This is a genomic window from Cloacibacterium caeni (assembly GCF_907163125.1).
Lineage (GTDB): Bacteria > Bacteroidota > Bacteroidia > Flavobacteriales > Weeksellaceae > Cloacibacterium > Cloacibacterium caeni_B.
In genome coordinates this window covers 2,504,000-2,529,725 of sequence record NZ_OU015319.1, presented here as the reverse complement: position 1 = coordinate 2,529,725, position 25,726 = coordinate 2,504,000, and the positions used below count along the sequence as shown (strand labels likewise).

Here is a 25,726-nt window from a genome sequence, read left to right as displayed (position 1 = left end):
CAGCAATATATGGAAACACATGATTATTCAGTAGGTTTAGACATTGGTACCACGAAAATTGTTGCCATTGTAGGCAGAAAAAATGCCCACGGAAAAATTGAAGTTTTAGGCGTAGGTAAAGCTAAAAGTTTGGGCGTTCACAAAGGAATTGTGAATAATATTTCTCAAACAATAAGCTCTATCAAAGCTGCTATTTCAGAAGCAGAAAAATCTTCAGGAGTTCCTATTCATAGAGTAACCGTAGGTATCGCAGGCAAACACATTCGTAGTCTGCAACACTCAGATTACATCATGAGAGAAAACCCAGATAAATATATCACAGATGAAGATATAGAAATCTTAAAAGACCAAGTAAAAAAACTGGTCATGCTTCCTGGTGAAGAAATCATTCACGTGCTTCCACAAGAGTACAAAGTAGATTCTGAAGGCGAAATCCAAGAACCAATCGGTATGCACGGAAAACGTCTGGAAGCAAATTTCCATGTAGTTGTGGGTCAAATGGGAAGCATCAGAAATATCGCACGTTGCGTTCGCGAAGCTGGTTTAGAAATGGAAGCACTTACACTAGAACCTCTTGCCTCTTCAGAAGCTGTTCTTACTACTGAAGAAAAAGAAGCAGGAGTTGCCATCGTAGACATAGGTGGTGGTACTACAGATATTGCTATTTTTAAAGATAACATCATTCGTCATACTTGCGTTATTCCTTATGGTGGCGGTATTATTACAGATGATATTAAAGAAGGCTGTTCTATTATAGAAAAACACGCAGAGCAACTGAAAGTAAAATTCGGGTCTGCCGTTCCAGATTTAGAAAAAGATTCTACGTTTGTTACCATTCCTGGTTTACACGGAAGACCAGACAAAGAAATTTCTCTAAAATCTTTGGCAAGTATTATCAATGCGAGAGTGGAAGAAATTCTCGAAATGGTAAATACAGAGTTAAAAGCGTATGGAGCTTATGAACAAAAACGCAAACTTATCGCAGGAATTGTATTAACAGGTGGCGGTTCTAATCTTAAAAACCTTCGTCAGTTAGCCAATTATGTAACAGGATTTGATGCAAGAATTGGTTTTGCCAATGAATATATTGCCAATGACAAAAACCAATATTTGAAATCCCCAGAGTTTGCAACTTCAATTGGTTTATTGATGGAAAGTTTAAAAATTCATGATAAAAAACCTATAGAAAAACCTGTAGAAGAGCCAAAAGTTATAGAAGTTCCTCAAGCAGAAAATACTGTAGAAGAAGTAAAAACTGAGGAGCAAGAAATTACACAACACTTAGAGGAAGTGAAGAAGAATAAACCTACTTTTGGACAATCCATCCTTGAAAAAGTAAAAAAATTCTTCGAAGAAGTAGAATAATTAAAACGAATAACACAAAATAAGTAAGTAACTTTTATACATCGAAAATATATGGAAAATACATTAAATACAGGGTTTTCATTCGATTTACCAAAAGGAAATTCATCTATCATAAAAGTAATTGGTGTAGGTGGTGGAGGTAACAATGCGTTGAAACACATGTACGAGAAAGGAATTCATGGAGTAGATTTTATTATTTGTAACACCGATGCACAAACACTAGATAATAACCCAATTTCTACAAAAGTTCAGTTAGGAGCTGCCATTACAGAAGGTTTAGGAGCTGGAGCAGACCCAGAAGTTGGAGAAAAATCTGCCTTAGAAAGTATTGATGAAATCAAAGCTGTTCTAGGTCATAATACCAAAATGGTTTTCATAACCGCAGGAATGGGTGGCGGAACTGGTACTGGTGCTGCACCTGTTATTGCAAAAATTGCCAAAGAAATGGGAATTTTAACCATTGGTATAGTTACCGTTCCTTTTAGTTTTGAAGGAAAAAGAAGATTAGAACAAGCCGAAAATGGTTTAGAAAAACTTCGCAATAATGTAGATTCCCTAATTGTTATTAATAACGATAAACTTCGTCAGCAATTTGGTAACCTAGGCTTCAAATCTGGTTTTGCTAAGGCAGATGAAGTGTTAGCCAATGCTGCTAAAGGTATGGCAGAAGTGATTACTGGTTATTTCGATGTAAATATAGACTTCCGTGATGCGCGTTCAGTTTTACAAAATTCAGGAACTGCTCTCATGTCTACAGGAACCGCTTCTGGTGAAAACAAAGCAGAAGAAGCAGTGAAAAAAGCACTCGATTCTCCATTATTAAACGATAATAAAATCACAGGCGCTAAAAACGTTCTTCTCCTTATCAGAAGTGGAAACGAAGAAGCTACAATGGACGAAATCGGCTTAATTAATGACCACATTCAGCGCGAAGCAGGAAACACTGCAGATATTATTTTCGGTGTAGGAACAGATGCAGAATTGGGAGATTCTATCAGCGTATTGGTTATTGCCACTGGTTTTGCAGCAGATGATCAAAAATATGCTGGTCCTACCGAAAAAATTAGATATACATTAGAAGACAGTCCTTCTACACCAAAAGTGAAGAGAGAATCTCCATTTGGCAGAACTTCTTCTGAAAAATCTCAAGAAAATCCAATGCAAAATTCATCAAAAAGCATGTTTTTCTTAGATGATTCTAATGATAACAGCACTCCAGACTTCCCAAATAATTCTGTGAATCAATTTGCAGAAACACAAGCAGCTGTGATGGAAGAAAGAATAGAAGAACTTAGATTTTTTGAAGACGAAAGTTTAAGCATTGAAAGCAGTCATCAAACTTTTGAAGTAGAAGAACAAGAAAATAATGTTTTAGAGTTATTTTCATTTGATGATGAAGACGTTTTAGAATCTCAATCTTTCACTTTTGAAACAGAAGAAAAGAAAACGACTATTATTGAAGAAACTCAGTTTAATGCTGCACAAGAAGTAGAAAATGTGAAACTTTCTGTGGAAGAAACCAAAGAAGAAATTTCTTTCATTGTAGAGGAAAAAACGGTAGAAACGTATAAACCAAAAGCAGAAACGAAAACTTTAGTTGAAGAAAAACCTATTGAGTTTACCTTTAAAATTGCAGAAGAAATAGAAGAAGTAAAAACCGTTTTTGAAAATCACACTGAAGAAAAAATCACTTTTACAGAAACTAAAATTGAAGAGGAATTTAAATTTATCGAAAAAAATACTGCTACAGAAAAAGTTCAGGCAAGAAGAGATAAGTTGAAAGAGTTCAACTCTCGTTATCAGACGATAGAAAACGAAAATGAATTCGAAAATATTCCTGCTTTCAGAAGAAAAAACATCAATATAGGTCACGAAAATGCTTCTCAACAGCAAATTTCTAGTTTCCTTTCTGAAAATAACGGAAGAGTACAACTTAGAGAAAACAAGTTTTTAAACAAAGACGTAGATTAAAATTTTTAAAATTTAGAAAAAAATGAGTTTAGAACTTACCATAAACGAAGCGATTAAAACCGCAATGAGAGAAAAAGACAAAGTTGCTCTTGACTCTCTAAGAGCCGTAAAATCTCAAATTCTCTTGCTCAAAACTGAAGCAAAAGGAGCTGATGTTTCTGCAGAACAAGAAATTGCCATTCTCCAAAGAATGATTAAGCAAAGAAAAGATTCTTACGAACAATTTGTTGCTCAAAACAGAAATGATTTGGCAGAAGTAGAATTGGCACAAATGAAAGTGATTGAACAATTTTTACCTGCTCAACTTTCTGCGGAAGAATTGGAAGCAGAAATTAAAAAAATTATTGCCGAAGTAGGCGCAGAATCTCTAAAAGACTTAGGAAAAGTTATGGGAACTGCTTCTAAAACTTTGGCAGGAAAATCAGATGGAAAATCCATCTCTGAAATGGTGAAAAAACTATTATCATAATTAAATTTTCATATTAACGATAAATAGCCGATGAAAAATTCATCGGCTTTTTTCATTAAAAAGGAGTCATTTTGTCTTAATAGATTTTTGGCATATTTTTGATAATAGAATTAAATAGAATTTTCCAAATTTTAATTATAAATTTGCACTATAAAATCTTGAATTTTCTAATCATTAAATAAAATATATATTATGTATCCAGCAGATTTAGTAATGCCAATGAAGGCAGAACTCACAGATAAAGGTTTCCAAGACCTTACCTCAGCAGAACAAGTAAACGATGCACTTAAACAACCGGGAACTACTTTAGTTATGGTAAATTCGGTTTGTGGTTGCGCAGCAGGAGCAGCAAGACCAGGTGTTATTTATTCTTTAACTGGTGATAAAAAACCAGACCATTTAACTACTGTTTTTGCAGGTTTTGACACAGAAGCGGTAGCAGAAGCTAGAAAACATTTTGCGCCATTCCCACCAAGTTCACCGTGCGTAGCACTTTTCAAAGATGGCGAATTAGTTCACATGTTAGAAAGACACCACATCGAAGGAAATCCTGCTGGTGCTATTGCAGCGAATTTACAAGCAGCTTACGAAGAATTTTGCTAAAATTTTCTCTAAAATAATCATCAATCCGTTCTAAATCTTTAGAGCGGATTTTTGTTGCATTCAAATTACAAAATTCTCAAAAAATTTATTAAATTTGAGCAATGGCAACAAAAGCTCTCTTCAATATGGCTGTAAATTGGTTTATTCGACAAAGAATAGACCAAATTCAGAATTTTATGAAACATCCTATTGAAACTCAAAACGGAGTTTTATTTTCTCAACTTTTTCATGCAGAAGAAACAGAATACGGCAAAAAATTCGGGTTCAAAGACATTTCTTCTTACCGAGATTTTCAGCAACAAGTTCCTATCGTAAACTATGAAGAATTCGAGCCTTACATAGAAAAAGCAAGACAAGGTCAAAAAGATATTTCTTGGCCAGGAGTTATTCGTCAGTTTGCGAAATCTTCTGGAACGACCAATGCCAAAAGTAAATTCATTCCTATTTCAGACGAAAGTTTAGAAGAGTGCCATTACAAAGCAGGAAAGGATTTAATTTCAATTTATGCAAACAATCATCCTGATAATCAATTATTTCTCAATAAAAATTTAAGATTAGGCGGAAGTGCAGAATTGTACGAAAGTTTCAATACTAAGTTCGGAGATTTATCTGCTATTTTAATAGAAAATCTTCCTTTTTGGGTAGAAATTACAACAGTTCCCAGCAAAAAAACTTCCCTAATGTCAGAATGGGAAACCAAATTGAAAGCCATCGTTTCAGAAGTTAAAAATCAAGATGTAGGAAGTTTAACGGGCGTTCCAAGTTGGATGATGGTTTTGCTTCAAAGAATTTTAACCGAAACAGGAAAAGGTAATGTTTCTGAAATTTTCCCAAATTTAGAAGTGTTTTTCCACGGTGGAATCAGTTTTAAACCTTACAGAGAACAATATAAAAATATCATCGGCAAAGACATTAATTACTACGAAATTTACAACGCTTCTGAAGGTTTCTTCGGAATTCAAGACAGAAGTGGTAGTGACGAAATGCTTCTGATGCTAGATTACGGAATTTTCTACGAATTTATTCCGATGGATAAATTTGACCGAAATAATCTTCAAGCGATTCCTTTGGAAGAAGTAGAACTCGGCAAAAATTATGCAGTTGTTATTTCTACCAATGGTGGACTTTGGCGTTACTTAATCGGTGATACCGTAAAATTTACATCTCTTTCTCCGCACAGAATTCAGATTTCTGGCAGAACCAAACATTACATCAATGCTTTTGGCGAAGAATTAATGATAGACAATGTAGAAACTGCACTTAAAAAAGCATGTGATGCTACAGAAGCTCACGTTTTAGATTATACAGGAGCGCCCGTTTTTATGAGCGAAGGAAAATCTGGAGCCCATGAATGGTTGATTGAATTTGCCAAACATCCGAATAATTTCGAAACGTTTTCTAAAATTTTTGATGATACTTTGAAATCTATCAATTCAGATTACGAAGCGAAACGTTACCTCAATATGACACTGAATCCGCCAATTATTCACATGGCAAAAGAAAAACTTTTCTATCAATGGATGGAATCTAGAGGAAAACTGGGCGGACAAAACAAAGTGCCACGACTGAGCAACGACAGAGAATACATCGATCCACTTTTGGAGTTGAATAAATAAAACCGTTCTATTTTTTGAACGGTTTATTTTTTCTATGATTTTCTTAACATAAATCAATGACAAAACCGCTCATCATAACTTATCTTTGTAAAAAATTTTTTATAAAATGGAATTATTAGATAAATTAAAGTGGAGATACGCTGCAAAAGCGATGAACGGAGAAAAAGTAAGTGATGAAAAATTAGAAAGAATTTTAGAAGCAGCTCGTCTTGCTCCTACTTCTAGCGGTTTACAGCCTTTCGAAATTTATGTAGTGTCTAATCAAGATGTTAAAAATCAATTGAAAGAAGCAGCAAGTAATCAACCGCAAGTTGCAGATGCTTCTCATGTTTTGGTTTTTGCAGCTTGGGATACTTACACTGCAGAAAGAATCAACTATATGTTTGATTTAACGAATGAAGTAAGAGGTTTTACTAATGATGGTTGGGAAAACTACAGACAATTTTTATTGAACACTTACGTTCCTAAATCTGCGGAAGAAAACTTCGTACACACTGCAAAACAAGCGTACATTGCTTTCGGTGCTGCAATTATTGCAGCTGCTTTCGAAGGTGTAGATGCTACACCAATGGAAGGTTTCAACCCAGAAAAAGTAGACGAAATTCTTGGTTTAAGAGAAAAGGGATTAAGAAGTGTTTTACTTTTACCTCTTGGTTACAGAGACACTGAAAAGGACTGGTTAGAAAAACTTGAAAAAGTAAGAAAACCAAAAGATAAATTTATCACAGAAGTGAAATAATACAAAAATCCTCAGAAAATAGACTGCACCCAAAAGTTTAGACAAAATTAAACAATATTTTCAAAGGAAAGAGTTCGGTACTGTACCGGACTCTTTCCTTTGAGATTGAGTCTTATTCTATCATTGTTGTAATAGTGAATGTACTTCACTATTTCCATCTTAAGTTCCTGAATGGAACCAAACTTTCTGGCATAAAACATTTCTGATTTTATCGTTCCAAAAAAGTTTTCTATCACCGCATTGTCCAAACAGTTTCCTTTTCGGGACATACTTTGAATAATACCTTTTTCTTTTAACAAGTTTTGGTAATGTTTCATTTGATATTGCCAACCTTGATCAGAATGTAGAATGATGTTTTGTGTAGATTTTACTTTTCTGAATGATTTCTTTAGCATTCTGATGATTTGGCTAAACACAGGTCTTTCAGATAAGTCAAAACTGACAATTTCACCATTAAATAAATCGATGATTGGAGATAGATAAAGTTTATTACCCGATACATTAAACTCTGTAACATCGGTTGCCCATTTCTGATTAGGAGTGTCCGATTTGAAATTCCTCTGTAGAACATTGGGCGCAATTTTCCCTTGCTCTCCCTTGTAAGATTTATATTTCTTCACTCGGATAATACTCTTTAAACCTAATATTTTCATAAGTCGTAAAACAGTTTTGTGATTAATCAAAATTCCTTTTTCTTTCAAAAGCAAAGTAATTCTTCTATAGCCCAACCTTCCTTTGTGACGATGATAAATCTGCTTAATCATTTCTTTTATTTCCGCATATTTATCTTTCATTTGAAAGCGTTTTTGATAGTAATAAAAACTGCTTCTTGCCATCGATGTACAATGCAGTAGTACTGCTAAATCAAAGTCCTGCCTTAACTCTTCGATGGCTTTGGATTTTTCCTTTCCTGAATTAAGGCGTCTAACTTTTTTAAAATGGCGTTCTCGGCTTCTAAATAATAAATCCTCTCCAACAGTTCTTCCTCCCTTGTTAAGGGTTTGCCTGTTTTCTTTTTTTTTCGCGTGTAATTACTCATGGTTTTAGGTCTTCCTCTGGGTATGTTTTCTAAACCTAAAATACCATTTTTTTTGTAATTACGCTGCCAACTAAGAATACTGGACTCCGCAGGAATATTAAACCTTCTCGACGCTTCTTTTAAACTTAAATTCTCTTTCTCAATTACTGATAAAATCTTTAATTTAAAATCTTTTGTGTAATGCGTATTGGAAAGCCGAACAAGTCCTGAAACTCCATAAAGTTCATAAAATTTTATCCATTTACGAACCAAGGAACCACAAACTCCAATGCGTTTTCCTAAATCGTCTGTTCCAATATCCCCTTTGTGATATCTCTTTATAGCTTTTAATTTAAAGTCTAATGAATATTTACTTTTCCCCATAAAAAATGCCCCTAAAAAGTGTCTAACTTTTTGGGGGCAGTCCAAAATTCTGAGGATTTTTAATTTATTGTCTTGTCCTGAAAAAAGTTGACTAAAAACTACTTAATATGTCAACAAAAAAGAAAATTTCAAAAATTCCAATTGCCCCACAAATTTATAGCGAAGCATTTAAACGTCAAGTTGTAAGTGAATTTGAGAGGGGTTTATTTACAAAAGCAGAACTTCGAAGACGTTACAATATTCTAGGCAATAGTTGTCTACCAAGATGGTTAAAAAAATATGGTAAATTTACCTATGAAGATAAATTAACTATTGGTCGTCCTATGAAAGATCCTCAACAACAGCGTATAAAAGAGCTAGAAGCTCAATTAGCAAAAAAAGAAGAAGAATTAAAAGTATTTAAACGATTTATTGAAATAGCTGAACGTGAGCTTAAAATTGATATTGTAAAAAAGTCTGGTTCCAAACAGTCGAAGAAATAAATGTAAATAGTTCATTGACTATTTATGAGTTATGCGAACTGTTTGGATACACAAAACAAGCATTTTACAAGCGAAAGAAAAACGTTAGAACACCTAAATACAACTCAGAATTATTACGAAGTTTAGTCGTTACTATTCGTAAGCAATTACCCCGAACAGGTGGCAAGAAACTTTATGTAATGTTACAAGATGAATTTACAAAACATCATATATCAATTGGTCGAGATAATTTCTTAGATTTTTTAAAAGCAGAACATTTACAAGTACCTAAAGTTCGAAGATATTACAAAACAACAAACTCACGACATTGGATGAAACGCTATCCAAATTTAATTAGCAATTTAGTACTTAACAGACCTGAGCAAGTTTGGGTTGCTGATATAACTTATTTACGAACAAAAGAGAAAACATACTATTTGCATTTACTCACTGATGCTTGTTCCAAGAAAATCGTTGGTTATCAACTGTCAGATAATTTAATGAGTTCAACTACAGTAAAAGCTTTAGAAATGGCTTTGATTAACAGGGAAACAAAAAATCAACTCATTCACCATTCTGATAGAGGTTTACAATATTGTAGTAAAGAGTATACCGAATTGTTAAAGAAAAACAATATTTTAATTAGTATGACGCAAGAATACGATCCATATGAAAATGCAGTAGCAGAAAGAGTAAATGGAATTTTAAAAGAAGAATTTGGTTTACATGAAATATTTGAAAACTATCAAAATTTAAACAAACAAGTTACACAAGCCATAACTTTATACAACAATTTTAGAATACATATGTCAATTAATATGATAACTCCAAACCAAGCACATCAACAAAAAATAATACATTTAAAACAATGGAAAAAAATAAATCGTAACAGAATTAATTCTGCTACGATTTAACTATATTTGAATTATTAACGAGTCAACCTTTTTTAGGACAACTCATATATAAAGATGGGTTTTAACCCTTCCATTCTACCACCGCTCTAATAAAAGCTTCGGCGTTTTCTAAAGGAATGTTTGGCAAAATTCCGTGACCTAGATTAGCAATATATTTGTCTTTGCCAAATCTATTAATCATTTCATGAACCATTTTTCTAATCACTTCTGGCGAAGAATGTAATCTTGCAGGATCAAAATTCCCTTGAAGAGTGATAGAATTATTGGTGAATTTTCTTGCTAATTCTGGTGTAATCGTCCAATCAACTCCAAGAGCAGAAACTTTCGATTTCGTCATTTCTTCTAGAGCGTACCAACAACCTTTCGCAAAAACTACAACGTGAGCTTCTGGAGCCAAAGCTTCTACAATTTGATTAATATATTTCCAAGAAAACTCTTGATAATCTTCTGGAGAAAGCATTCCGCCCCAAGAATCAAAAATCTGTACGGCAGAAACTCCGCTTTGTACTTTTCTCTTTAAATAAGCGATGGTTACATCTGTAATTTTTTGTAAAAGCAAGTGCGCTGCTTCCGGTTGAGTAAAACAAAATGACTTCGCAATATCAAAAGATTTAGAGCCTTTTCCTTCTACTGCGTAGCATAGCAAAGTCCAAGGTGAACCTGCAAAACCAATCAAAGGAATTTCGTTTTCTAATTTTTGTAAAGTGATTTCGATGGCATCATAAACGTATTTTAGATTTTCTTCCGCACCAGAAACTTGCAGATTTTCAACTTGTTCTAAAGTTCTGATGGGTGTATCTAACCAAGGACCAACGGATTCTTTCATTTTGAAATCAATTCCCATCGCTTGTGGAACTACCAAAATATCAGAAAATAAAATCGCTGCATCTAGCGGAAATCTTCTAATCGGTTGAACAGTAATTTCTGCTGCCAATTCTGGAGTTTGACAACGTGTGAAGAAATCATATTGGTCACGAAGTGCGATAAATTCTGGCAAATATCTACCCGCTTGTCTCATCATCCAAACTGGTGGTCTTTCTACAGTTTCGCCTCGTAATGCTCTTAAATATAGGTCGTTTTTTATCATTTTTATTATTTTGCTTCTCACGGATTACACAGATTTTTACAGAAAATAAATTCAACATTTATATTTCTTAGTCTTTAACTGATTTAATTTCAATCAATGAAAGAATTAAATTTTAAATTAAAAATCTGTGCTATCTGTGAGACATTATTATTTTAATTAAATCTTCTAAATTGCTTTCTTTACTGGTGAAAATTTTATTTTGTGTAAATTTTCTCAGCTCCTTTTCTGTGGTGTGTCCGATAGAAAAGAGTTTCAAATTTTCTAAAGAATTAAACTTTGCAAAACTACGAACTCCACTTGGACTAAAAAAAACTACAGCCTCATATTTTTCATGAATTTCTGGGTAGAGAATTTTAGTATTGTAAAGCACCACTTTTTTGTAAGAAATATTCTGAAGAGGTAATGCTTTATCTAAAATATCAAGCGCTAAATTTCCACAGAAGTGAATAAAATTTTCTTTTTGGCTATGCTTGAGAATAAATTCAGACAAATCATTAAGATGTTTCTTCACTTTAAAAGTTCCAAAACCGTTATTTCTCAATTCTTTTTTGGTTTTAAGACCTACTGCGTAGATTTTATTATAATGGGCTTCTTGGAAATTTTCATTCGGTTGAAAACCATTTTCAAAGAAGGATTTTACAGCGTTTACGCTCGTGAAAATAAGTGAAGAATTTTTAAGTGGAAAAGGTTTAGTTTTAATTTTTTCGATGGCAATGAAATCCTTAAAATCACAAGAAAAACCGGTTTCTAATTTCTCTGAAACCTCATGTTCGATTCCGGTTTTGGTGAAAAGGATTTTCATGATGACTCTATTCCTTTATTTGTTTCTTAATTTCTTCCATCATTTTTTTTCCTCCGTTTTCAAGCACAAATTCTGCAAATTTTTTACCGTAATTTTCAGATTCATCATATTCAAATTCTTCAACTACATTTATCGTTTTACTTCCGTCCAAAGAATTTAATCTTCCCGAAAATTTGATTTTATTTTCTTCAAAAATAGCTATTGCTCCAATTGGCGCAGTACAGCCACCTTCTAAAGTTCTGAGGAAATTACGTTCTATTTCAACGCAAATCTGAGTGGTTTTATGATTTATTTTTTGCAAAATCACTTTGGTTTCTACATCATCTACCCTACTCGAAATCGCTACAACTCCCTGACTAGGAGCAGAAATCATAAAATCTAGCATTTCATACTCCAACTCCATTTCCATTCTTTTAATGCCTGCTAAAGAAAAAAGTGTAGCATCAAAATCTCCTTCTTCTAATTTCTTTAAACGCGTTTGTACGTTTCCTCGGATATCTGAAAACTGAGTGTTCGGGAATTTTTCTGACCAAAAAGCTCTTCTTCTCAAACTGCTGGTCGCAATTTTAAGTTCTGCTAAATCTTTATTTTTAGAAGAAGATTTTCTCACCAAAACATCTTGCGGAAAATCTCTTTCTAGAACGGCAGAAACTTCTATATTTTGAGGTAAAATAGTAGGAACATCTTTCAGAGAATGTACTGCAATATCTATTTCATTATTGAGTAAAGCGATGTCTAAATCTTTGGTAAAAACGCCAGTAATTCCTAGGGAATAAAGCGGTTGATTAAGATTTTTATCACCAGAAGAAAGCACAGGAACCAGTACTGTTTCGTAACCTAAATTTTGTAACTTTTGTTCTACTTCTTTTGCTTGCCACATTGCAAGAGGCGAATTTCTGGTACCTATTCTAATCATTATAAAAATTTATTTTCTTGAAAACTTCGTAAATCCTAAATCGTAAATCTTAAATTTACTGATGTTTTTTGTTGAACTCTTCTTTAGGTTGTTCTACCAAAATTTCGTTCATCAACTTAGTAACTTCTTCGGCACGAAGCGGATTTTCGATGATATACTTCGCAAATCTATTGGTGATTTTTTGAATCAATTTTTCGGTGAGTTCCATGTCTTCTATATCCACATATCTGTGTTTTCTGTGGAAATTATGCATTTCATGGTCTTCTATATGTTTCAGTGCAGCTTTGAACTGATGAATATTCGGCGCGAATTTTCTTTTTCTTTCCCAAGCCAAAAATTCTTTAGTCATTTCCTTGATGATTTTCTCCGCTTTAGGAATTTCTTTCTTGCGCTGCTCTATGGTTTCCTGAATATGCTTAGACAATTCGTCTACGTCTACCAATTGCACCGCTTTATTTTCCGCTACTTTTTTATCTACATTATTTGGAATAGAAAGGTCTATCACCAATGTTTCTTTTCCGTTTGGAAAATGTTTTTGTTGAATAATCGGGTGTGAAGCGCCAGTTGCAACGATAAGAATATCTGTAGATTTCAGTTCTTCTTCGAAATTTTCAAAAGCAATTTGCGGAATGCTGTACTTTTCTGCAATTTTTTCAGCTTTTTCATAAGAACGGTTGGCGATTTTTACTTTTGGCTGATACACATGTTTCACCAAATTTTCTACAGTATTTTGACCGATTTCGCCAGTTCCCAAAAGAAGAATATTCTTCTCTGAAATCTGTTTTTGAGTTTTTAAGATATAATGAACCGCTGCATAAGAAACAGAAGCTGCTCCGTTTGAAAGGGCGGTTTCGTTTTTAATTCTTTTAGAAATCTGAATGGCCGAGTTGATGGCTCTTTCTAAGTAAGGATTACTGAAACTTTTGTGTTTTTTGAATCGATGGTAAGCATTTTTTATCTGACCAATGATTTCGAAGTCTCCTAAAATCTGACTTTCTAAACCCGCAGAAACTCTGAAAAGATGATAAAGCGCTTCTTCGTTTTTCATCACATTTACAAACTGCATGAAATCCATCAAACTTACGTCTACACTCTTGCAATACATCTCTGCAATCGCAATATAATTATGAGAAGTAGTATAGATTTCGGTTCTGTTACAAGTAGAAACTACAAATGCGTCACCGAGTTTCTTTTCATGAATTTCTTTTACGAATTGTTTTACGTGTTCATCAAAAAACGCAAATTTCCCTCTGATTTCGGCATTGGCTTTTTCAAAACTAATGCTTAAAACAGTGAAGTTCTGTGTATTATATGTCTTCGCAAGAGAATTCATTTCAAGTCTGCAAATTTAATCATTATTATGATATAAAATTTCTAATTTTCATCATATTTTAATAGATGTTATGAATTGAAATATTTGGTCATTACATAATGAAACCCGATAGGTTTTACGTTAAACAATTCACCTTCAATTTTATACCCTAATTTTTCGTAAAATTCGGCAGCTGTTTCTCTGGCATTCATCCAAATTTTATGAATTTGAGCTTCTCTTAAAATCTCTTCAACTTTTTCTACCAATTTTTTTCCTATTCCTTTTCCTTGATAATCTTCTGAAACTGCCATTCCTCTAATTTGAGCAATTTCTCCATTTTTCAAGACCGTGATAATTCCCACAATTCTATCTTCCACGAAATAACCTAGATGAAAAGTTTGGTCATCAAAGTCACCATTAAATTCATGAGATTCTTGAGGAAGATTTTTTCTAAGGATTTCTCGTCTAAGAAGATAGGTTTCCTCTGGGCTAATTCTTTTAATCATTTGAAAATCTGAATGTTAAATTATTTTAAGAATTGAAATTCATTAAATTCTCAACAGAGAAAAATAATTTTTAAAGTTTCGAGTTTAAAGTTACAACAAGCATTTAAAAATTAATAAAATTTTAACGATATTTTTTGTTTTTCATTATTTTTAAATGCTCTGAAATTTATATCTTTGTCACTTAAAAATTTATAGAAGAAAATGGGGTTATTTGATATGTTCACGCAAGAAATTGCGATAGACTTAGGAACAGCGAACACACTTATCATACATAATAATAAAATCGTGATTGACCAGCCGTCAATCGTGGCTATCGAGCGTTCAACTGGAAAGGCAATTGCTGTAGGAGAACAAGCGAAACACATGCAAGGAAAAACGCACGAAGATATTAAAACGATTCGTCCGCTTAAAGATGGTGTAATTGCAGATTTTGCTGCATCTGAACACATGATTAAGGAATTTATCAAACAAATTCCGGGCATCAAAGGAAAATTAATTCAGCCTTCTCTTAGAATTGTAATTTGTATTCCTTCTGGTATTACAGAAGTAGAAAAAAGAGCGGTAAGAGATTCTGCTCAAAAAGTAAATGCTAAAGAAGTAAGATTAATTTATGAACCAATGGCTGCAGCAATAGGTGTAGGAATTGATGTACAAAAACCTGAAGGTAACATGATTATCGATATAGGTGGTGGTACTACAGAAATTGCTGTAGTGGCTCTTGGTGGTATTGTTTGTGATAAATCTGTAAAAATTGCAGGTGATGTTTTCACGAATGATATTGCTTATTATTTAAGAACGCATCACAACTTATACATCGGAGAAAGAACAGCAGAAAGAGTGAAAATAGAAGTAGGTTCTGCAGTAGAAGAATTAGATGTAGATGTAGAAGATATTCCAGTACAAGGTAGAGATTTAATTACTGGTAAGCCAAAAGAAATTATGGTAGGTTATAAAGAAATCGCAAGAGCTCTAGATAAATCTATCATCAGAATAGAAGATGCAGTAATGGAAACGCTTTCTCTTACTCCGCCAGAATTAGCAGCAGATATTTACAAAACTGGTATTTATTTAGCTGGTGGTGGTGCCTTATTAAGAGGTTTAGCAGATAGACTTCACAAGAAAACAGGATTACCAGTTTTCGTAGCAGAAGATCCATTAAGAGCAGTTGTTCGTGGAACAGGAATTGCTCTTAAAAACATGGATAAATTTAATTTCCTTATAAAATAAGTAAAAACCTGGTTATAGAATGGGGTTTTTGATAAGATTATTTAGCAAGAACGGATTATTTCTGTTCTTTCTTTTTTTACAAATAATTGCCGTAACATTGATTTTCAGTAGAAACTCAATGCAACAATCTTTTATTGCAGCACAAACTACCGCGTTTAATGCTTGGGTTTCTGGTTACATAGACGAAGGAACCAGCTACTTAAAACTGAAGCAAATTAATGAAGAATTAGTTGCTCAGAATAAAACGCTTATGCAGGAATTATACGGTAAAGAAAAAATTAAAAATCCTAGTTTTGTAAGAGTTACCGACACGATTGGTGGTGGACAGATTTACACTTTCGTAGATGGTGAAATTGTAAATAATTCTATCATTAGAAAAGATAATTATTTTACCATTAACAGAGGAAAAAGACATGGCGTTTTCCCTAAAATGGGTGTAATTGCACCGCAAGGAATTGCAGGAATTGTGATCAATACCACTAATAATTATGCATTAGTACAATCTGTACTCAGTATGAACAAAATTAGAATTAATGCTTCGCTAAAAGATTCTGGATTCTTCGGGACGCTTACTTGGAGAGGCGAAAATTCTAGAACCATGCATTTATCAGACATTCCTAAATATGTGCCGATAAAAGTTGGCGACACGGTAGTTACAGATGGTAAATCTGCAATTTTCCCACAAGGAATTATGATTGGTAGAGTCGCTGGCTACGAAGTAGATTCTAAAACAGGATATTGGGATATTTCTGTAGAATTAAGCCAAAAAATGGGACAACTTAACAAAGTTTATGTTGTAAGAAATTTAAAAAAATTAGAAGTAAAACAAATTCAAGATACTCTTGATGCCACGATAAACAATGATCAGTAGAAATTTACTTACAGATGTTTTATTAATCGCAATGTTAGTCACATTGCAAATATTTTTATTTAACAGAATAGATATTGCTGGTAAATATACTCCTGTCATCTACATTATTTTTGTTTTGTTTTATCCTTTTTACAGGAATCTCTATATTTTCCTATCGGCGAGTTTTATTTTAGGATTATCTATAGACGCATTTTTAGGAACTTGGGGTATCAATGCATTTGCCACTACACTTATCGCCTATTTTAGAACCATTATTTTCAAAACTTCCACAGAAGTCTCTTCGGATGTATTTTCTTTCCATAATCTTCAGTGGTCACAGTTTTTATTTTATATTTTTTCAAGTATTTTTGTGCATCAACTATTAGTTCAGAGTATAGAATTTTTTAAATTCGACAGGTTTTTTGAAGTAATACTTAATATTTTAGTAACCAGTGTTATTTCTATAATATTTGTACTCCTCTATTCGTTAGCATTTAAAATCAAAGAAAAAGTTTGAAAACAGCCTATTATAAAATTACCTTATTTCTTTTTCTCATTGCCGCAATTTTTGTGGCAAGATTGGTCTATTTACAGTTGCTTACAGATAGATATGCGCTTAATGCCGCCAATACTTCTATCAAAATAGACTATGTCATTCCTCAGCGTGGAATTATCTTTGACCGAAACGGAAAAATTTTAGTGGGTAACCAACCTTCTTATGAAATTTCTTTTACCCAAAGTCAAATGACGCCAGATTTTGATACTTTGGGTTTTTGTAATTTATTAAAAATCAGCAAAAAAGATTTCATCAAAAAAATTGAGTCCATTAAAAAGGAAAAATATTACTCTAAGCTCACTCCCATGACTTTCAAAAGTGATATGAGCAGAGAAGAAATCGCTAGAATTCAAGAAATTATCTTCAAATATCCAGCTTTTAACATTGTAGAAAGACCTCAACGTAAGTATGAAGTTTCTACTTCAGGAAATCTACTTGGATATACCAATCAAGTCAACGAAAATTACATCAAAAAAGATTCTCTTTATTATTTGCCTGGTGATATTGCTGGAATTACAGGAATAGAGCGTGCCTACGAAAAACAATTGCGTGGTGAAAAAGGAATGCGCTACATTCAGAAAGACATTAAACTGAGAAATGTAGGTCCTTATAAAAACGGTGAGTTAGATAAAGAAGTGGTTTCTGGTAAAGATTTAACGCTTACCATAGACTATGATTTGCAAAGAATCGCCGAAGAAATGCTCGTGAATAAGCATGGCGCAATTGTAGCACTTGACCCAAATAATGGAGAAATTTTAGCTCTCGCAACTGGTCCAGACATAGACCCAAATCTTTTTACAGGGCCTAACAAAAAAAGAAATATTTATAGATTGGCAAACGACACCATCTATGACAACAAACCTACTTATGACCGTTCAGTTCAAGCAGCTTATCCTCCAGGTTCGCCTTTCAAATTATTGACTGCATTAGCTGGTTATCAAATGAAAGTCATTAGTGATTCTACAAAATTTACTTGTAGACATGGCTATAGAATGGGAAGACATACCATCGGTTGTCACTGTGGAACTTTTTGGCCTATCGGAATGGAAAAAGCCATAGAAAAATCTTGTAACAATTATTTTTCTAGTGTTTATTATAAAATCACCGAAAAATACGGTCCAAAAGGAAGAAATAGAGCCATAGATGAATGGAAAGAAATCATGAATAGCTTCGGGTTAGGAGAATTTATGAATAATGACTTGGCTGTTGGCGCAAAAGGAAAAATTCCTTCTGGAGAATTTTACACGAAAAGATTAGGGGAAAAATGGCATCCGTATCAATCTGCTATTTTTAATGGAATGGGACAAGGAGACGTTCTACTTACTCCGCTTCAAATGGCAAATTTTACTGCCGCTATTGTTAATAGAGGTTGGTATTTTACACCACATATTGTAAAATCCATAGATGGAAAACCTAATCCAGACGAAAGATTTAAGAAAAAACATGTGACCAAAGTAGAACCTAGATATTTTGATGTGGTTCTAAAAGGAATGAAAGACGTTTTCATTGGCGGAACTGCAAGAGGATTACTTTCTAAAGAATTCACACAACTCGGAAAAACAGGAACAGCACAAGTTCCAGGAGGAAGAGATAACTCTATTTTTGTAATGGCAGCACCTGCTGACAAACCCAAAATTGTGGTGGTTGCGGTAATAGAACACGCTGGTTTTGGTGCAACTTGGGCAGGTCCAGCTTCTACCATTATTGCTGAAAAATATTTGTTAGGAGATATTAAGAGAACTTATCTCTACGATAGAATGATACAATCTAGTTTTATGGGAGAATACAAGCGAATGTACATCAATCATCTTACGAAAAAAGGTTGGTACATCGCGCCTAAACCAGACCCTATTCAATTGAAAAAACTAGAAGACAGCCTTAGATTACTCAATGAAAAAAAGGCAGCACAAAATCCAAAAAAATTAAAAGACACCACTAAAAATAATAAAACGTAAAAGATGAAATGGGCAGAAGGAGTTGATAAACTTGGCATTTTTCTATACTTAGCTATTTCACTTTTTGCAATAGCAAATATTTATAGTGTAGACGAAGGATTAGGAACCAAACAATTTATATTTTTTGGAATTTCACTCGTTGTAGGACTTGTAATTTTCACCATGAGAACAAAGTTTTTCGAAAACTTTGCGGGAATTTTTTTCATATTGGGCGTCCTTTCATTAGCAGGTTTACATATTTTTGGAACTGAAATTTTAGGTCAAAAAAACTGGTACAAGTTTGGCGGTTTTACCATGCAACCTGTAGAATTTGCTAAAATCGGAACAGCACTTATGCTCGCCAATTACGTTTCTGGACCAGATTTTAATCTGAAAATGAGAAAATCACAGTTGACGGTTTTAGCAATTATTGGAGTACCAGCTTTAGTTGTTTTATCCATTCCAGATGTTGGTTCATTATTGGTATTTACTGCATTTGCAATTGCTTTATACAGAGAAGGATTAAATGGTTGGTTATTTATAGTAGGATTTGTTTTAGCAGCTGTTTTTCTTTTGTCGATTGCGTTTAATCCTTTATACATTACTGTAGTTTTAGTAGGTTTAGTCCTCATTTTTATACTCTTTAATTATCAAAAAATTCATTGGAGCGTTCCTACTATAGTCACCATTGTCGGAAGCTTAGGAATTTTAGCCGGAATCAGTTTTGGAACTCCAAAAATAATGGAGAAATTGCCAAATCACCAGAGAGAAAGAATAGAAGTTCTCTACAAAGGTGAAAAAGCTTTCCGAGATACTTCTGGTTATAACTTATTGTATTCTAAAACGGCAATTGGTTCTGGCGGATTTTGGGGAAAAGGTTATAAACAAGGTTCGGTAACTCAAGGAAAATTCGTTCCTGAACAAGAGACAGATTACATTTTCTGTACAGTGGGAGAAGAATGGGGTTTCTTCGGGAGTTTTCTTTTGGTGTTATTTTATGCTATTTATATTGGCAGAATATTTTACTTAGCCGAAACTCAAAAAAATACTTTTAATAGAGTTTTCGGTTATTGTTTTGCTGGAATATTACTCATGCATTTTTCCATCAATTTAGGAATGGTAATGGGACTATTTCCTACAGTGGGAATTCCACTGCCTTACTTCAGTTACGGAGGAAGTTCGTTTTTAGCATTCTCTATTATGACCGCTATTTTCTTTAAATTAAATTACGCAGATAAGAATTCACTCGTATAAATAAAAAAACCTCCGCAACTAGTTGCGGAGGTTTTTTATCACTATTTAATTTAATTAATCTATATTAATTCGTTGCTTCTGCTGTAGCAATATTTTGATCTTCTTTTAAAATTCTTTTAGCAAATCTAAATTTTGGACCCCAATAAGAATCGTTAAGTGAAGAAATCATTACGCCTCTGGAAGTAGCAGCGTGAATAAATTTAATTTCTCCTTCTGGTGTAACTTCTTGTACTATTCCTACGTGAGAGATTCTTCTGTTGTGCGCAAAGAAAACTAAATCTCCTTTTTGCAATTGCTGTCTCTCTACTCTTTCTCCTAGCTCAGCTTGTTCTGCAGCAACTCTTGGCAATTCTAAACCTGTAGTTTCTTCATAAACATTTAAAACGAATGCTGAACAATCTATACCACTTCTGGTAGAACCACCAAATCTGTAAGGAGTTCCTAAATAAGTATTCGCTTCACTTAGAATATCATCAATCGTTTTAGCATGAGAAATCGCTCCTGTAATCAAAGCAGCCATTTCTGATTTTTTTGCCATTTCAAAAGTTGCATTATAGCTATCATAAGAACTTTTGCTCGCAGAATTTAGATTTCTAGTATTTATTTTATCTAGTTTGGTACTAGATTTGTATTTTGTAGGTGTAGAAACAACGTAGTTTGTAACACAAGATTGCAACGAGAAGATGGAAATAATTGCAACCAAACTTAGCAAAACTCTTTTCTTCATATTTATTTGATTATCTGTGTAGATTTCTTTTTTAGACAAGACAAAAGTATATCATACAAGTTTTTTAGGACTTGATAATTGTCAGCTAATCAAAAAATTTAACATTTTTTAACATTTGTCTTTCATATGTTAAAAAAAAATTTCCGCGAGGCTCCTATTTTGGAAATCCTGCGGAATTTTTTTTTAAGACTTTTTAACAAAATATTATCAAAATCTATAAATTATATAACGCTAGTCTATAATGATGTAAACTTTAACGAAGGAAATTCTTTATTATTAAATTTATTATGTAAATTTCTTAAAATCAATACACTAACTGTTTTAGAAAACAAATGCTATTTTCTACATTTTCATAAGGTTCATAATTAGGAATACGTGAATAGCCGGACTTTTCATAAAGATGAACCGCCGAAACTTGCTGAACTCCAGTTTCTAAAACAGAAAAATTGTAACCTTCTTCTTTTGCCCATTTTTCAAGAAGCAATAGAACCATTTTAGCATATCCTTTTCCTCTATAGTGTTCTTTGGTAAACATTCTTTTAACTTCGATGGTTTGGTCATCATATTTTTTATAAGCACCACAAGCAATGGGTTCCTTGTCTATATAAATGATAATACAGTTTTTTATAGCGTCTAGCTTATTATATTGAGCGTAAAAAGAATGGTCTTCTCCGTCTATTTCTGCAAGATAAAGGTCTAAATCGTAGACTAATTTTTGGAAATCTTTGTGATGGGATTCGGTTTTTAGGATATCTATTTTCATATTAATTTTTAAAAAAAAATCCCTCTCGAAATGGAGAGGGAAGTGGTGATTATCTAGTGAATAATAATTCTCTGTATTTTGTGAGTGGCCAAAGCTCATCATCTACCATCATTTCTAATGCGTCTGATGCTTCCCTAATTTTATCAAACAATGGCTTCACTTCGTTACAATAGGCTTCTGCCTGTTTCTGCGAGTTGGCAGTAGATTTTGCTTTATCTTTCGCTTTTAACAACTCTTCTACTCCTAACTTAATAATAGAAACGTTTTCAGAAATCTGAGTAATTAAACTCATTTGTTCTTTTGCTAAAGACTTAAATTCTTTATCTCCGAAAATTTCCTTTAATCCTTTTACATTGTCTATCAATCTATTCTGATAGTTTAATGCAGCTGGAATGATGTGATTTCTAGCAATATCTGCCAAAACTCTAGCTTCAATATCAATTACTGTAGAATATTTTTCTAACTTAATTTCGTTTCTAGCTTCTACTTCAACATGAGAGAAAACGCCCATTTCTTCGTAAAGTTTAACGAATTTTTTGTCCATTTCTCTTTCTAAAGCTTCTGGAGTAGTTTTAAGGTTAGATAAACCTCTTTTCTGCGCTTCTTTTGCCCAGTCATCAGAATATCCATCACCTTCGAACATAATGTTTTTCGATTGCTTGATGTATTCTCTTAACACATTGAAAATAGCTTCATCTTTTTTAAGGCCTTTCTCAATTAAAGCATCTACTTCTTTTTTAAATTCTTTTAATTGTTTTGCAGCGATGGTGTTCATTACCGTCATAGATTCTGCACAGTTTGCAGAAGAACCTACTGCTCTAATCTCAAATTTATTTCCTGTAAATGCGAAAGGCGAAGTTCTGTTTCTATCTGTATTGTCTAATAAAATTTCTGGAATTTTACCTACTACATTTAGTTTTAATTCTGTCTTTTCTTCTGGAGAAAGTTTACCATTAGTCACTTTTTCTAATTCAGAAAGTACAGTATATAATTGAGAACCGATGAAAACAGAAATAATTGCAGGCGGCGCTTCGTTTGCTCCTAATCTGTGGTCATTACTTGCAGAAGCAATACTTGCTCTCAATAAGTCTGCATATTCATGAACTGCTTTAATCGTATTCACGAAGAAAGTCAAAAACTGTAAGTTTTTCTTAGGATTTTTCCCTGGGCTTAGTAAATTTTCGCCAGTATCTGTAGAAAGTGACCAGTTATTGTGTTTTCCACTTCCGTTTACTCCAGCAAATGGTTTTTCATGTAATAAAATATGGAAATGATGTTTGTGAGCTACTCTTGCCATTACATCCATTAATAATGAATTGTGGTCTACTGCTACGTTTGCTTCTTCAAACATTGGAGCCAACTCAAACTGGTTTGGAGCAACTTCATTATGTCTAGTTGTAACAGGAATTCCCAATTTCATACATTCTATTTCTAGCTCCTTCATAAAATTCATCACTCTAGTAGGAATAGAACCGAAATAATGATCATCTAACTGTTGACCTTTTGCAGGAGAATGTCCTAATAACGTTTTACCAGTTAATACTAAGTCTGGTCTTGATTGATATAATGCAGAATCTACCAAAAAGTATTCTTGTTCCCAACCTAGAGTAGGAACCACTTTCGTTACATTTTTGTCAAAATATTGCATTACTTCTGTTGCGGCTTCGTCTACAGCGTGTAAAGCTCTTAACAATGGTGCTTTGTAATCTAATGTTTCACCAGTATAAGAAATAAAAATAGAAGGAATACAAAGTGTAGTTCCCATAATAAAAGCTGGAGAAGTAGGATCCCAAGCTGTATAACCTCTCGCTTCGAAAGTATTTCTAATTCCACCATTTGGGAAAGAAGAAGCGTCTGGTTCTTGCTGAATAAGCATTCCACCGTTAAATCTTTCGATAGCTCTTCCCCCTTCAATTGGAGTAAAAAATGAATCGTGCTTTTCTGCAGTAGCTCCTGTTAATGGCTGAAACCAGTGAGTGTAGTGAGTCACTCCTTTAGACAAAGCCCAATCTTTCATTGCTACAGCAACCTGATCTGCGATATGTCTTTGGATTTTTGTTCCTTTTCTTATAGCATCTAAGATAGACTGAAATGCTTCTTTGGTTAAATATTCTCTCATGGTTTCTTCAGAGAAAACATTTTCGCAATACAATTCTGATAATTTCGCAGGAACTTCTACGTGATTATCTTTTCTAAAGTTTTTAAAAGGAAGCGTTTCTAACGCTTTAAATCTTAATGTTGACATATAGGTGTTAAAATTTTCAGCAAATTTAAGTAAAAAATCGAAACTTTTATAAAACACCCCTAAAATTTTAAGGGTATTCATAAATTTTATATAGATTTTAATGTAGAAAATCAATAAAACCGATAACTTAAATCTATTTTAATGTAAAATTAATTTTAGTTTAGGCTATTTTTCATACCTTAGAGAAACAAAATCATTTTGAACAAAAAGGAACTTAAATTACTCAAAATCAATACAATTAAGCACTCTTATCATAAATTCAAAATAAAAGTTGTATCTTTGTAGACTTTTTTAAAAACAAAATATATATGGCAAATTCTAGAGCAAGAGAAACAACAGAAGCAATCGAAAGAATTTATGTCTCTATGAGACATTTGTTTTACAGAGGATTTTTTAAACCTTCAGGAGTTTCGGGTGATAGCATTAGAAGCCTTCTAAAAATCATCAATCCAGAAATCTACGGAACCATGAATGTTCCTAATAAAGTAGAACTAGATGGTTTATTATATGTATTAGACAGATTACCAGAAGGTATAGAAGAATGCGCATTTATTCACCTTACTTCAGACGAAGGTTTTGACAAAGGAAGTTTTGAACCTATAGTTCCTAAAAAACGTAGAAGAAATTGCTATAGAATAGATGAACACCAAATGAATATAGAAGTTCTACTTGGTCGTTCAGAAATTTATGATATTCTTACTCACCTTACCTTTTTATACATAGAAGCAGACAAAATAAGAAACATTGCTTTCTTAATTGATGAAGACGGAGAACCAAAACGTTCTTGGAAAATTATTGAACAAGTAGCAAAAGGTGAGAAAAAATTCAGTAGAAAAGAAAAAGAAGTAGCTCTTATTCATCTTTCTTCACTTTTGGGAAGAACTTTCGAAGAAACGCTTAATGCTTATAATAATTTCGGCGAAGACAATAATCCTGATAGACTTTTCAAAATTATTTATCACTTAGGAAAAGTAAGTTTTGACGACTTGAAACAAGTGAGAGAAAGAGAAATTCATTTCAGTGCTATTCTAAAAGAAAGAGTTGGTCACCATTATTTCGGTGAAAAATGGGCAAATCACGTAAAACAAGTTCTAGGAGATAACAATTTATTAAACAGACCTTTACATATTATTTCTGCGAATATGCACTCGGTGAAAAATATGCTTTTTGCCAATGACGCATTGAAGAAAAAGAATATTAAAGATGTAGATTATTCTCTTTACGAAGAAATTTCTAACAAGAAAGAACTTAGAGACAAAGTTCTAGACTATGCAATTTCTAAAGAAATGATTTACATAGACGATAATTCTGGAAGTAATATAGATGTACAGTTGATTGATTTATCAAAAGTAGACCTCAAAAACTCTCCATTTGCCAATTCTGGTTACAAAGGTGATGATGTTTTAATGGTTTTCGATTACGCTTTTGGTGAACAAGCTTATGAAGTAATGGATGAATTGTTAAGACCATTCGAATATGAAGGAAATGTGTACACCATGAATGTAAAATCTGTTTCTATCATGGGTAAAGCAGGGATTCTTACCGGTGAAAAAGGAGACATTATGATTCCTACTTCTCACATTTTCGAAGGAACTGCAGATAATTATCCATTTGAAAACGCTTTGAAATTAGAAGATTTCCAAGATGATGAATTAAGAGCTTTCGAAGGAAGCATGATTACGGTTCTCGGAACTTCTCTTCAGAATAAAGATATTTTAACCTATTTCATGACTACTTCTTGGAAATCAATCGGTCTAGAAATGGAAGGAGCTCATTACCAAAAAGCGATTCAAGTAGCTTCTAAAATCAGAAAACACATTTCAGAAGATTTATTTGTAATGTATGCATATTACGCTTCTGATAATCCATTAGAAACAGGTTCTACCCTTTCTTCAGGCGGATTAGGATTAACGGGTGTAAAACCAACTTATTTAATCACGTTAAGAATTTTAGAAAAGATTTTACAGTCTTCTGCTAAAAACAAGACCAAGAAGTAATATTAATAAT

At 33.2% G+C, this 25,726-nt stretch carries 22 protein-coding genes; 13 read left to right on the top strand and 9 right to left on the bottom strand.

Annotated elements, in window-relative coordinates; translation table 11 throughout:
* Nucleotides 1–9: 9 nt before the first annotated feature.
* From ftsA to KKQ79_RS11705, 6 genes are all read left to right on the top strand, one after another.
* Entirely contained in the window at nucleotides 10–1,365 is a 1,356-nt protein-coding gene (ftsA, locus tag KKQ79_RS11730) for a cell division protein FtsA (protein WP_213190291.1), read from the top strand.
* Nucleotides 1,366–1,416: 51 nt separating this feature from the next.
* On the top strand, nucleotides 1,417–3,336 hold the full coding sequence (gene ftsZ, locus KKQ79_RS11725; RefSeq protein ID WP_213190290.1) for a cell division protein FtsZ: 1,920 nt from the start codon (nucleotides 1,417–1,419) through the stop codon (nucleotides 3,334–3,336).
* Between the two features lie 22 nt (nucleotides 3,337–3,358).
* Nucleotides 3,359–3,805, top strand: coding sequence for a GatB/YqeY domain-containing protein (locus KKQ79_RS11720; protein ID WP_213190289.1), 447 nt, complete (start codon nucleotides 3,359–3,361; stop codon nucleotides 3,803–3,805).
* Between the two features lie 192 nt (nucleotides 3,806–3,997).
* Complete coding sequence (locus KKQ79_RS11715) at nucleotides 3,998–4,408, top strand: BrxA/BrxB family bacilliredoxin (protein WP_069797407.1); 411 nt, start codon at nucleotides 3,998–4,000, stop codon at nucleotides 4,406–4,408.
* A 101-nt stretch (nucleotides 4,409–4,509) separates the two neighbouring features.
* A complete protein-coding gene (locus KKQ79_RS11710) occupies nucleotides 4,510–6,024 on the top strand; it encodes a GH3 auxin-responsive promoter family protein (protein WP_213190288.1) in 1,515 nt (504 codons plus the stop codon).
* A 106-nt stretch (nucleotides 6,025–6,130) separates the two neighbouring features.
* On the top strand, nucleotides 6,131–6,763 hold the full coding sequence (locus tag KKQ79_RS11705) for an NAD(P)H-dependent oxidoreductase (protein ID WP_213190287.1): 633 nt from the start codon (nucleotides 6,131–6,133) through the stop codon (nucleotides 6,761–6,763).
* A 47-nt stretch (nucleotides 6,764–6,810) separates the two neighbouring features.
* On the opposite strand, the gene KKQ79_RS11700 is transcribed toward KKQ79_RS11705, so the two are convergent.
* Nucleotides 6,811–8,165, bottom strand: a protein-coding gene (locus tag KKQ79_RS11700) for an IS3 family transposase (protein ID WP_213190656.1) whose coding sequence is annotated in 2 segments (ribosomal slippage) — nucleotides 6,811–7,691 and nucleotides 7,691–8,165 — 1,356 coding nt in all. Because the reading frame shifts where the segments join, the coding sequence is not laid out codon by codon here.
* A 107-nt stretch (nucleotides 8,166–8,272) separates the two neighbouring features.
* Between KKQ79_RS11700 and KKQ79_RS11695 the strand changes: the two genes are divergently transcribed.
* Nucleotides 8,273–9,540, top strand: a protein-coding gene (locus KKQ79_RS11695; protein WP_213188606.1) for an IS3 family transposase whose coding sequence is annotated in 2 segments (ribosomal slippage) — nucleotides 8,273–8,612 and nucleotides 8,612–9,540 — 1,269 coding nt in all. Because the reading frame shifts where the segments join, the coding sequence is not laid out codon by codon here.
* Between the two features lie 61 nt (nucleotides 9,541–9,601).
* Here KKQ79_RS11695 and hemE read toward each other — a convergent pair.
* The 5 genes from hemE to KKQ79_RS11670 form a co-directional block, all read right to left on the bottom strand.
* Complete coding sequence (gene hemE / locus KKQ79_RS11690; RefSeq protein WP_213190286.1) at nucleotides 9,602–10,627, bottom strand: uroporphyrinogen decarboxylase; 1,026 nt, start codon at nucleotides 10,625–10,627, stop codon at nucleotides 9,602–9,604.
* Between the two features lie 130 nt (nucleotides 10,628–10,757).
* Nucleotides 10,758–11,429 carry a uroporphyrinogen-III synthase gene (locus KKQ79_RS11685; protein ID WP_213190285.1) on the bottom strand — a complete coding sequence of 224 codons (672 nt, stop codon included), beginning with the start codon at nucleotides 11,427–11,429 and terminating at the stop codon, nucleotides 10,758–10,760.
* Between the two features lie 7 nt (nucleotides 11,430–11,436).
* Nucleotides 11,437–12,345, bottom strand: coding sequence for a hydroxymethylbilane synthase (gene hemC, locus KKQ79_RS11680; protein WP_213190284.1), 909 nt, complete (start codon nucleotides 12,343–12,345; stop codon nucleotides 11,437–11,439).
* 55 nt (nucleotides 12,346–12,400) lie between these two features.
* The gene (hemA, locus tag KKQ79_RS11675; RefSeq protein ID WP_213190283.1) at nucleotides 12,401–13,678 is read right to left on the bottom strand and encodes a glutamyl-tRNA reductase; all 1,278 of its coding nucleotides are present in this window, start codon (nucleotides 13,676–13,678) and stop codon (nucleotides 12,401–12,403) included.
* A 68-nt stretch (nucleotides 13,679–13,746) separates the two neighbouring features.
* The gene (locus tag KKQ79_RS11670; RefSeq protein ID WP_213190282.1) at nucleotides 13,747–14,163 is read right to left on the bottom strand and encodes a GNAT family N-acetyltransferase; all 417 of its coding nucleotides are present in this window, start codon (nucleotides 14,161–14,163) and stop codon (nucleotides 13,747–13,749) included.
* Between the two features lie 201 nt (nucleotides 14,164–14,364).
* Between KKQ79_RS11670 and KKQ79_RS11665 the strand changes: the two genes are divergently transcribed.
* Genes KKQ79_RS11665 through rodA form a run of 5 tightly spaced genes read left to right on the top strand, consistent with a single transcriptional unit; the run spans nucleotide 14,365 to nucleotide 19,984 of the window.
* Nucleotides 14,365–15,390 carry a rod shape-determining protein gene (locus tag KKQ79_RS11665; RefSeq protein ID WP_213190281.1) on the top strand — a complete coding sequence of 342 codons (1,026 nt, stop codon included), beginning with the start codon at nucleotides 14,365–14,367 and terminating at the stop codon, nucleotides 15,388–15,390.
* 19 nt (nucleotides 15,391–15,409) lie between these two features.
* Complete coding sequence (gene mreC / locus KKQ79_RS11660) at nucleotides 15,410–16,261, top strand: rod shape-determining protein MreC (RefSeq protein ID WP_069797430.1); 852 nt, start codon at nucleotides 15,410–15,412, stop codon at nucleotides 16,259–16,261.
* A complete protein-coding gene (locus KKQ79_RS11655) occupies nucleotides 16,251–16,757 on the top strand; it encodes a rod shape-determining protein MreD (RefSeq protein ID WP_213190280.1) in 507 nt (168 codons plus the stop codon). Before mreC ends, KKQ79_RS11655 begins: the two co-directional genes overlap by 11 nt.
* Nucleotides 16,754–18,751 carry a peptidoglycan D,D-transpeptidase FtsI family protein gene (locus KKQ79_RS11650; RefSeq protein ID WP_250131247.1) on the top strand — a complete coding sequence of 666 codons (1,998 nt, stop codon included), beginning with the start codon at nucleotides 16,754–16,756 and terminating at the stop codon, nucleotides 18,749–18,751. The genes KKQ79_RS11655 and KKQ79_RS11650 overlap by 4 nt, the downstream gene beginning before the upstream one ends.
* A gap of 3 nt (nucleotides 18,752–18,754) precedes the next feature.
* A complete protein-coding gene (gene rodA / locus KKQ79_RS11645; protein WP_213190279.1) occupies nucleotides 18,755–19,984 on the top strand; it encodes a rod shape-determining protein RodA in 1,230 nt (409 codons plus the stop codon).
* Between the two features lie 64 nt (nucleotides 19,985–20,048).
* Here the strand turns inward: rodA and KKQ79_RS11640 are convergent, their stop codons facing one another.
* The 3 genes from KKQ79_RS11640 to KKQ79_RS11630 all read right to left on the bottom strand — a co-directional run bounded on the left by KKQ79_RS11640 (nucleotide 20,049) and on the right by KKQ79_RS11630 (nucleotide 23,719).
* Nucleotides 20,049–20,711, bottom strand: a complete 663-nt coding sequence (locus tag KKQ79_RS11640; RefSeq protein WP_213190278.1) for a C40 family peptidase — start codon at nucleotides 20,709–20,711, stop codon at nucleotides 20,049–20,051.
* 304 nt (nucleotides 20,712–21,015) lie between these two features.
* Entirely contained in the window at nucleotides 21,016–21,474 is a 459-nt protein-coding gene (locus KKQ79_RS11635) for a GNAT family N-acetyltransferase (RefSeq protein ID WP_213190277.1), read from the bottom strand.
* A 49-nt stretch (nucleotides 21,475–21,523) separates the two neighbouring features.
* Nucleotides 21,524–23,719, bottom strand: coding sequence for a glutamine synthetase III family protein (locus KKQ79_RS11630; RefSeq protein WP_213190276.1), 2,196 nt, complete (start codon nucleotides 23,717–23,719; stop codon nucleotides 21,524–21,526).
* Between the two features lie 308 nt (nucleotides 23,720–24,027).
* Between KKQ79_RS11630 and KKQ79_RS11625 the strand changes: the two genes are divergently transcribed.
* Entirely contained in the window at nucleotides 24,028–25,716 is a 1,689-nt protein-coding gene (locus tag KKQ79_RS11625) for a DUF6909 family protein (RefSeq protein ID WP_213190275.1), read from the top strand.
* Nucleotides 25,717–25,726: the final 10 nt, after the last annotated feature.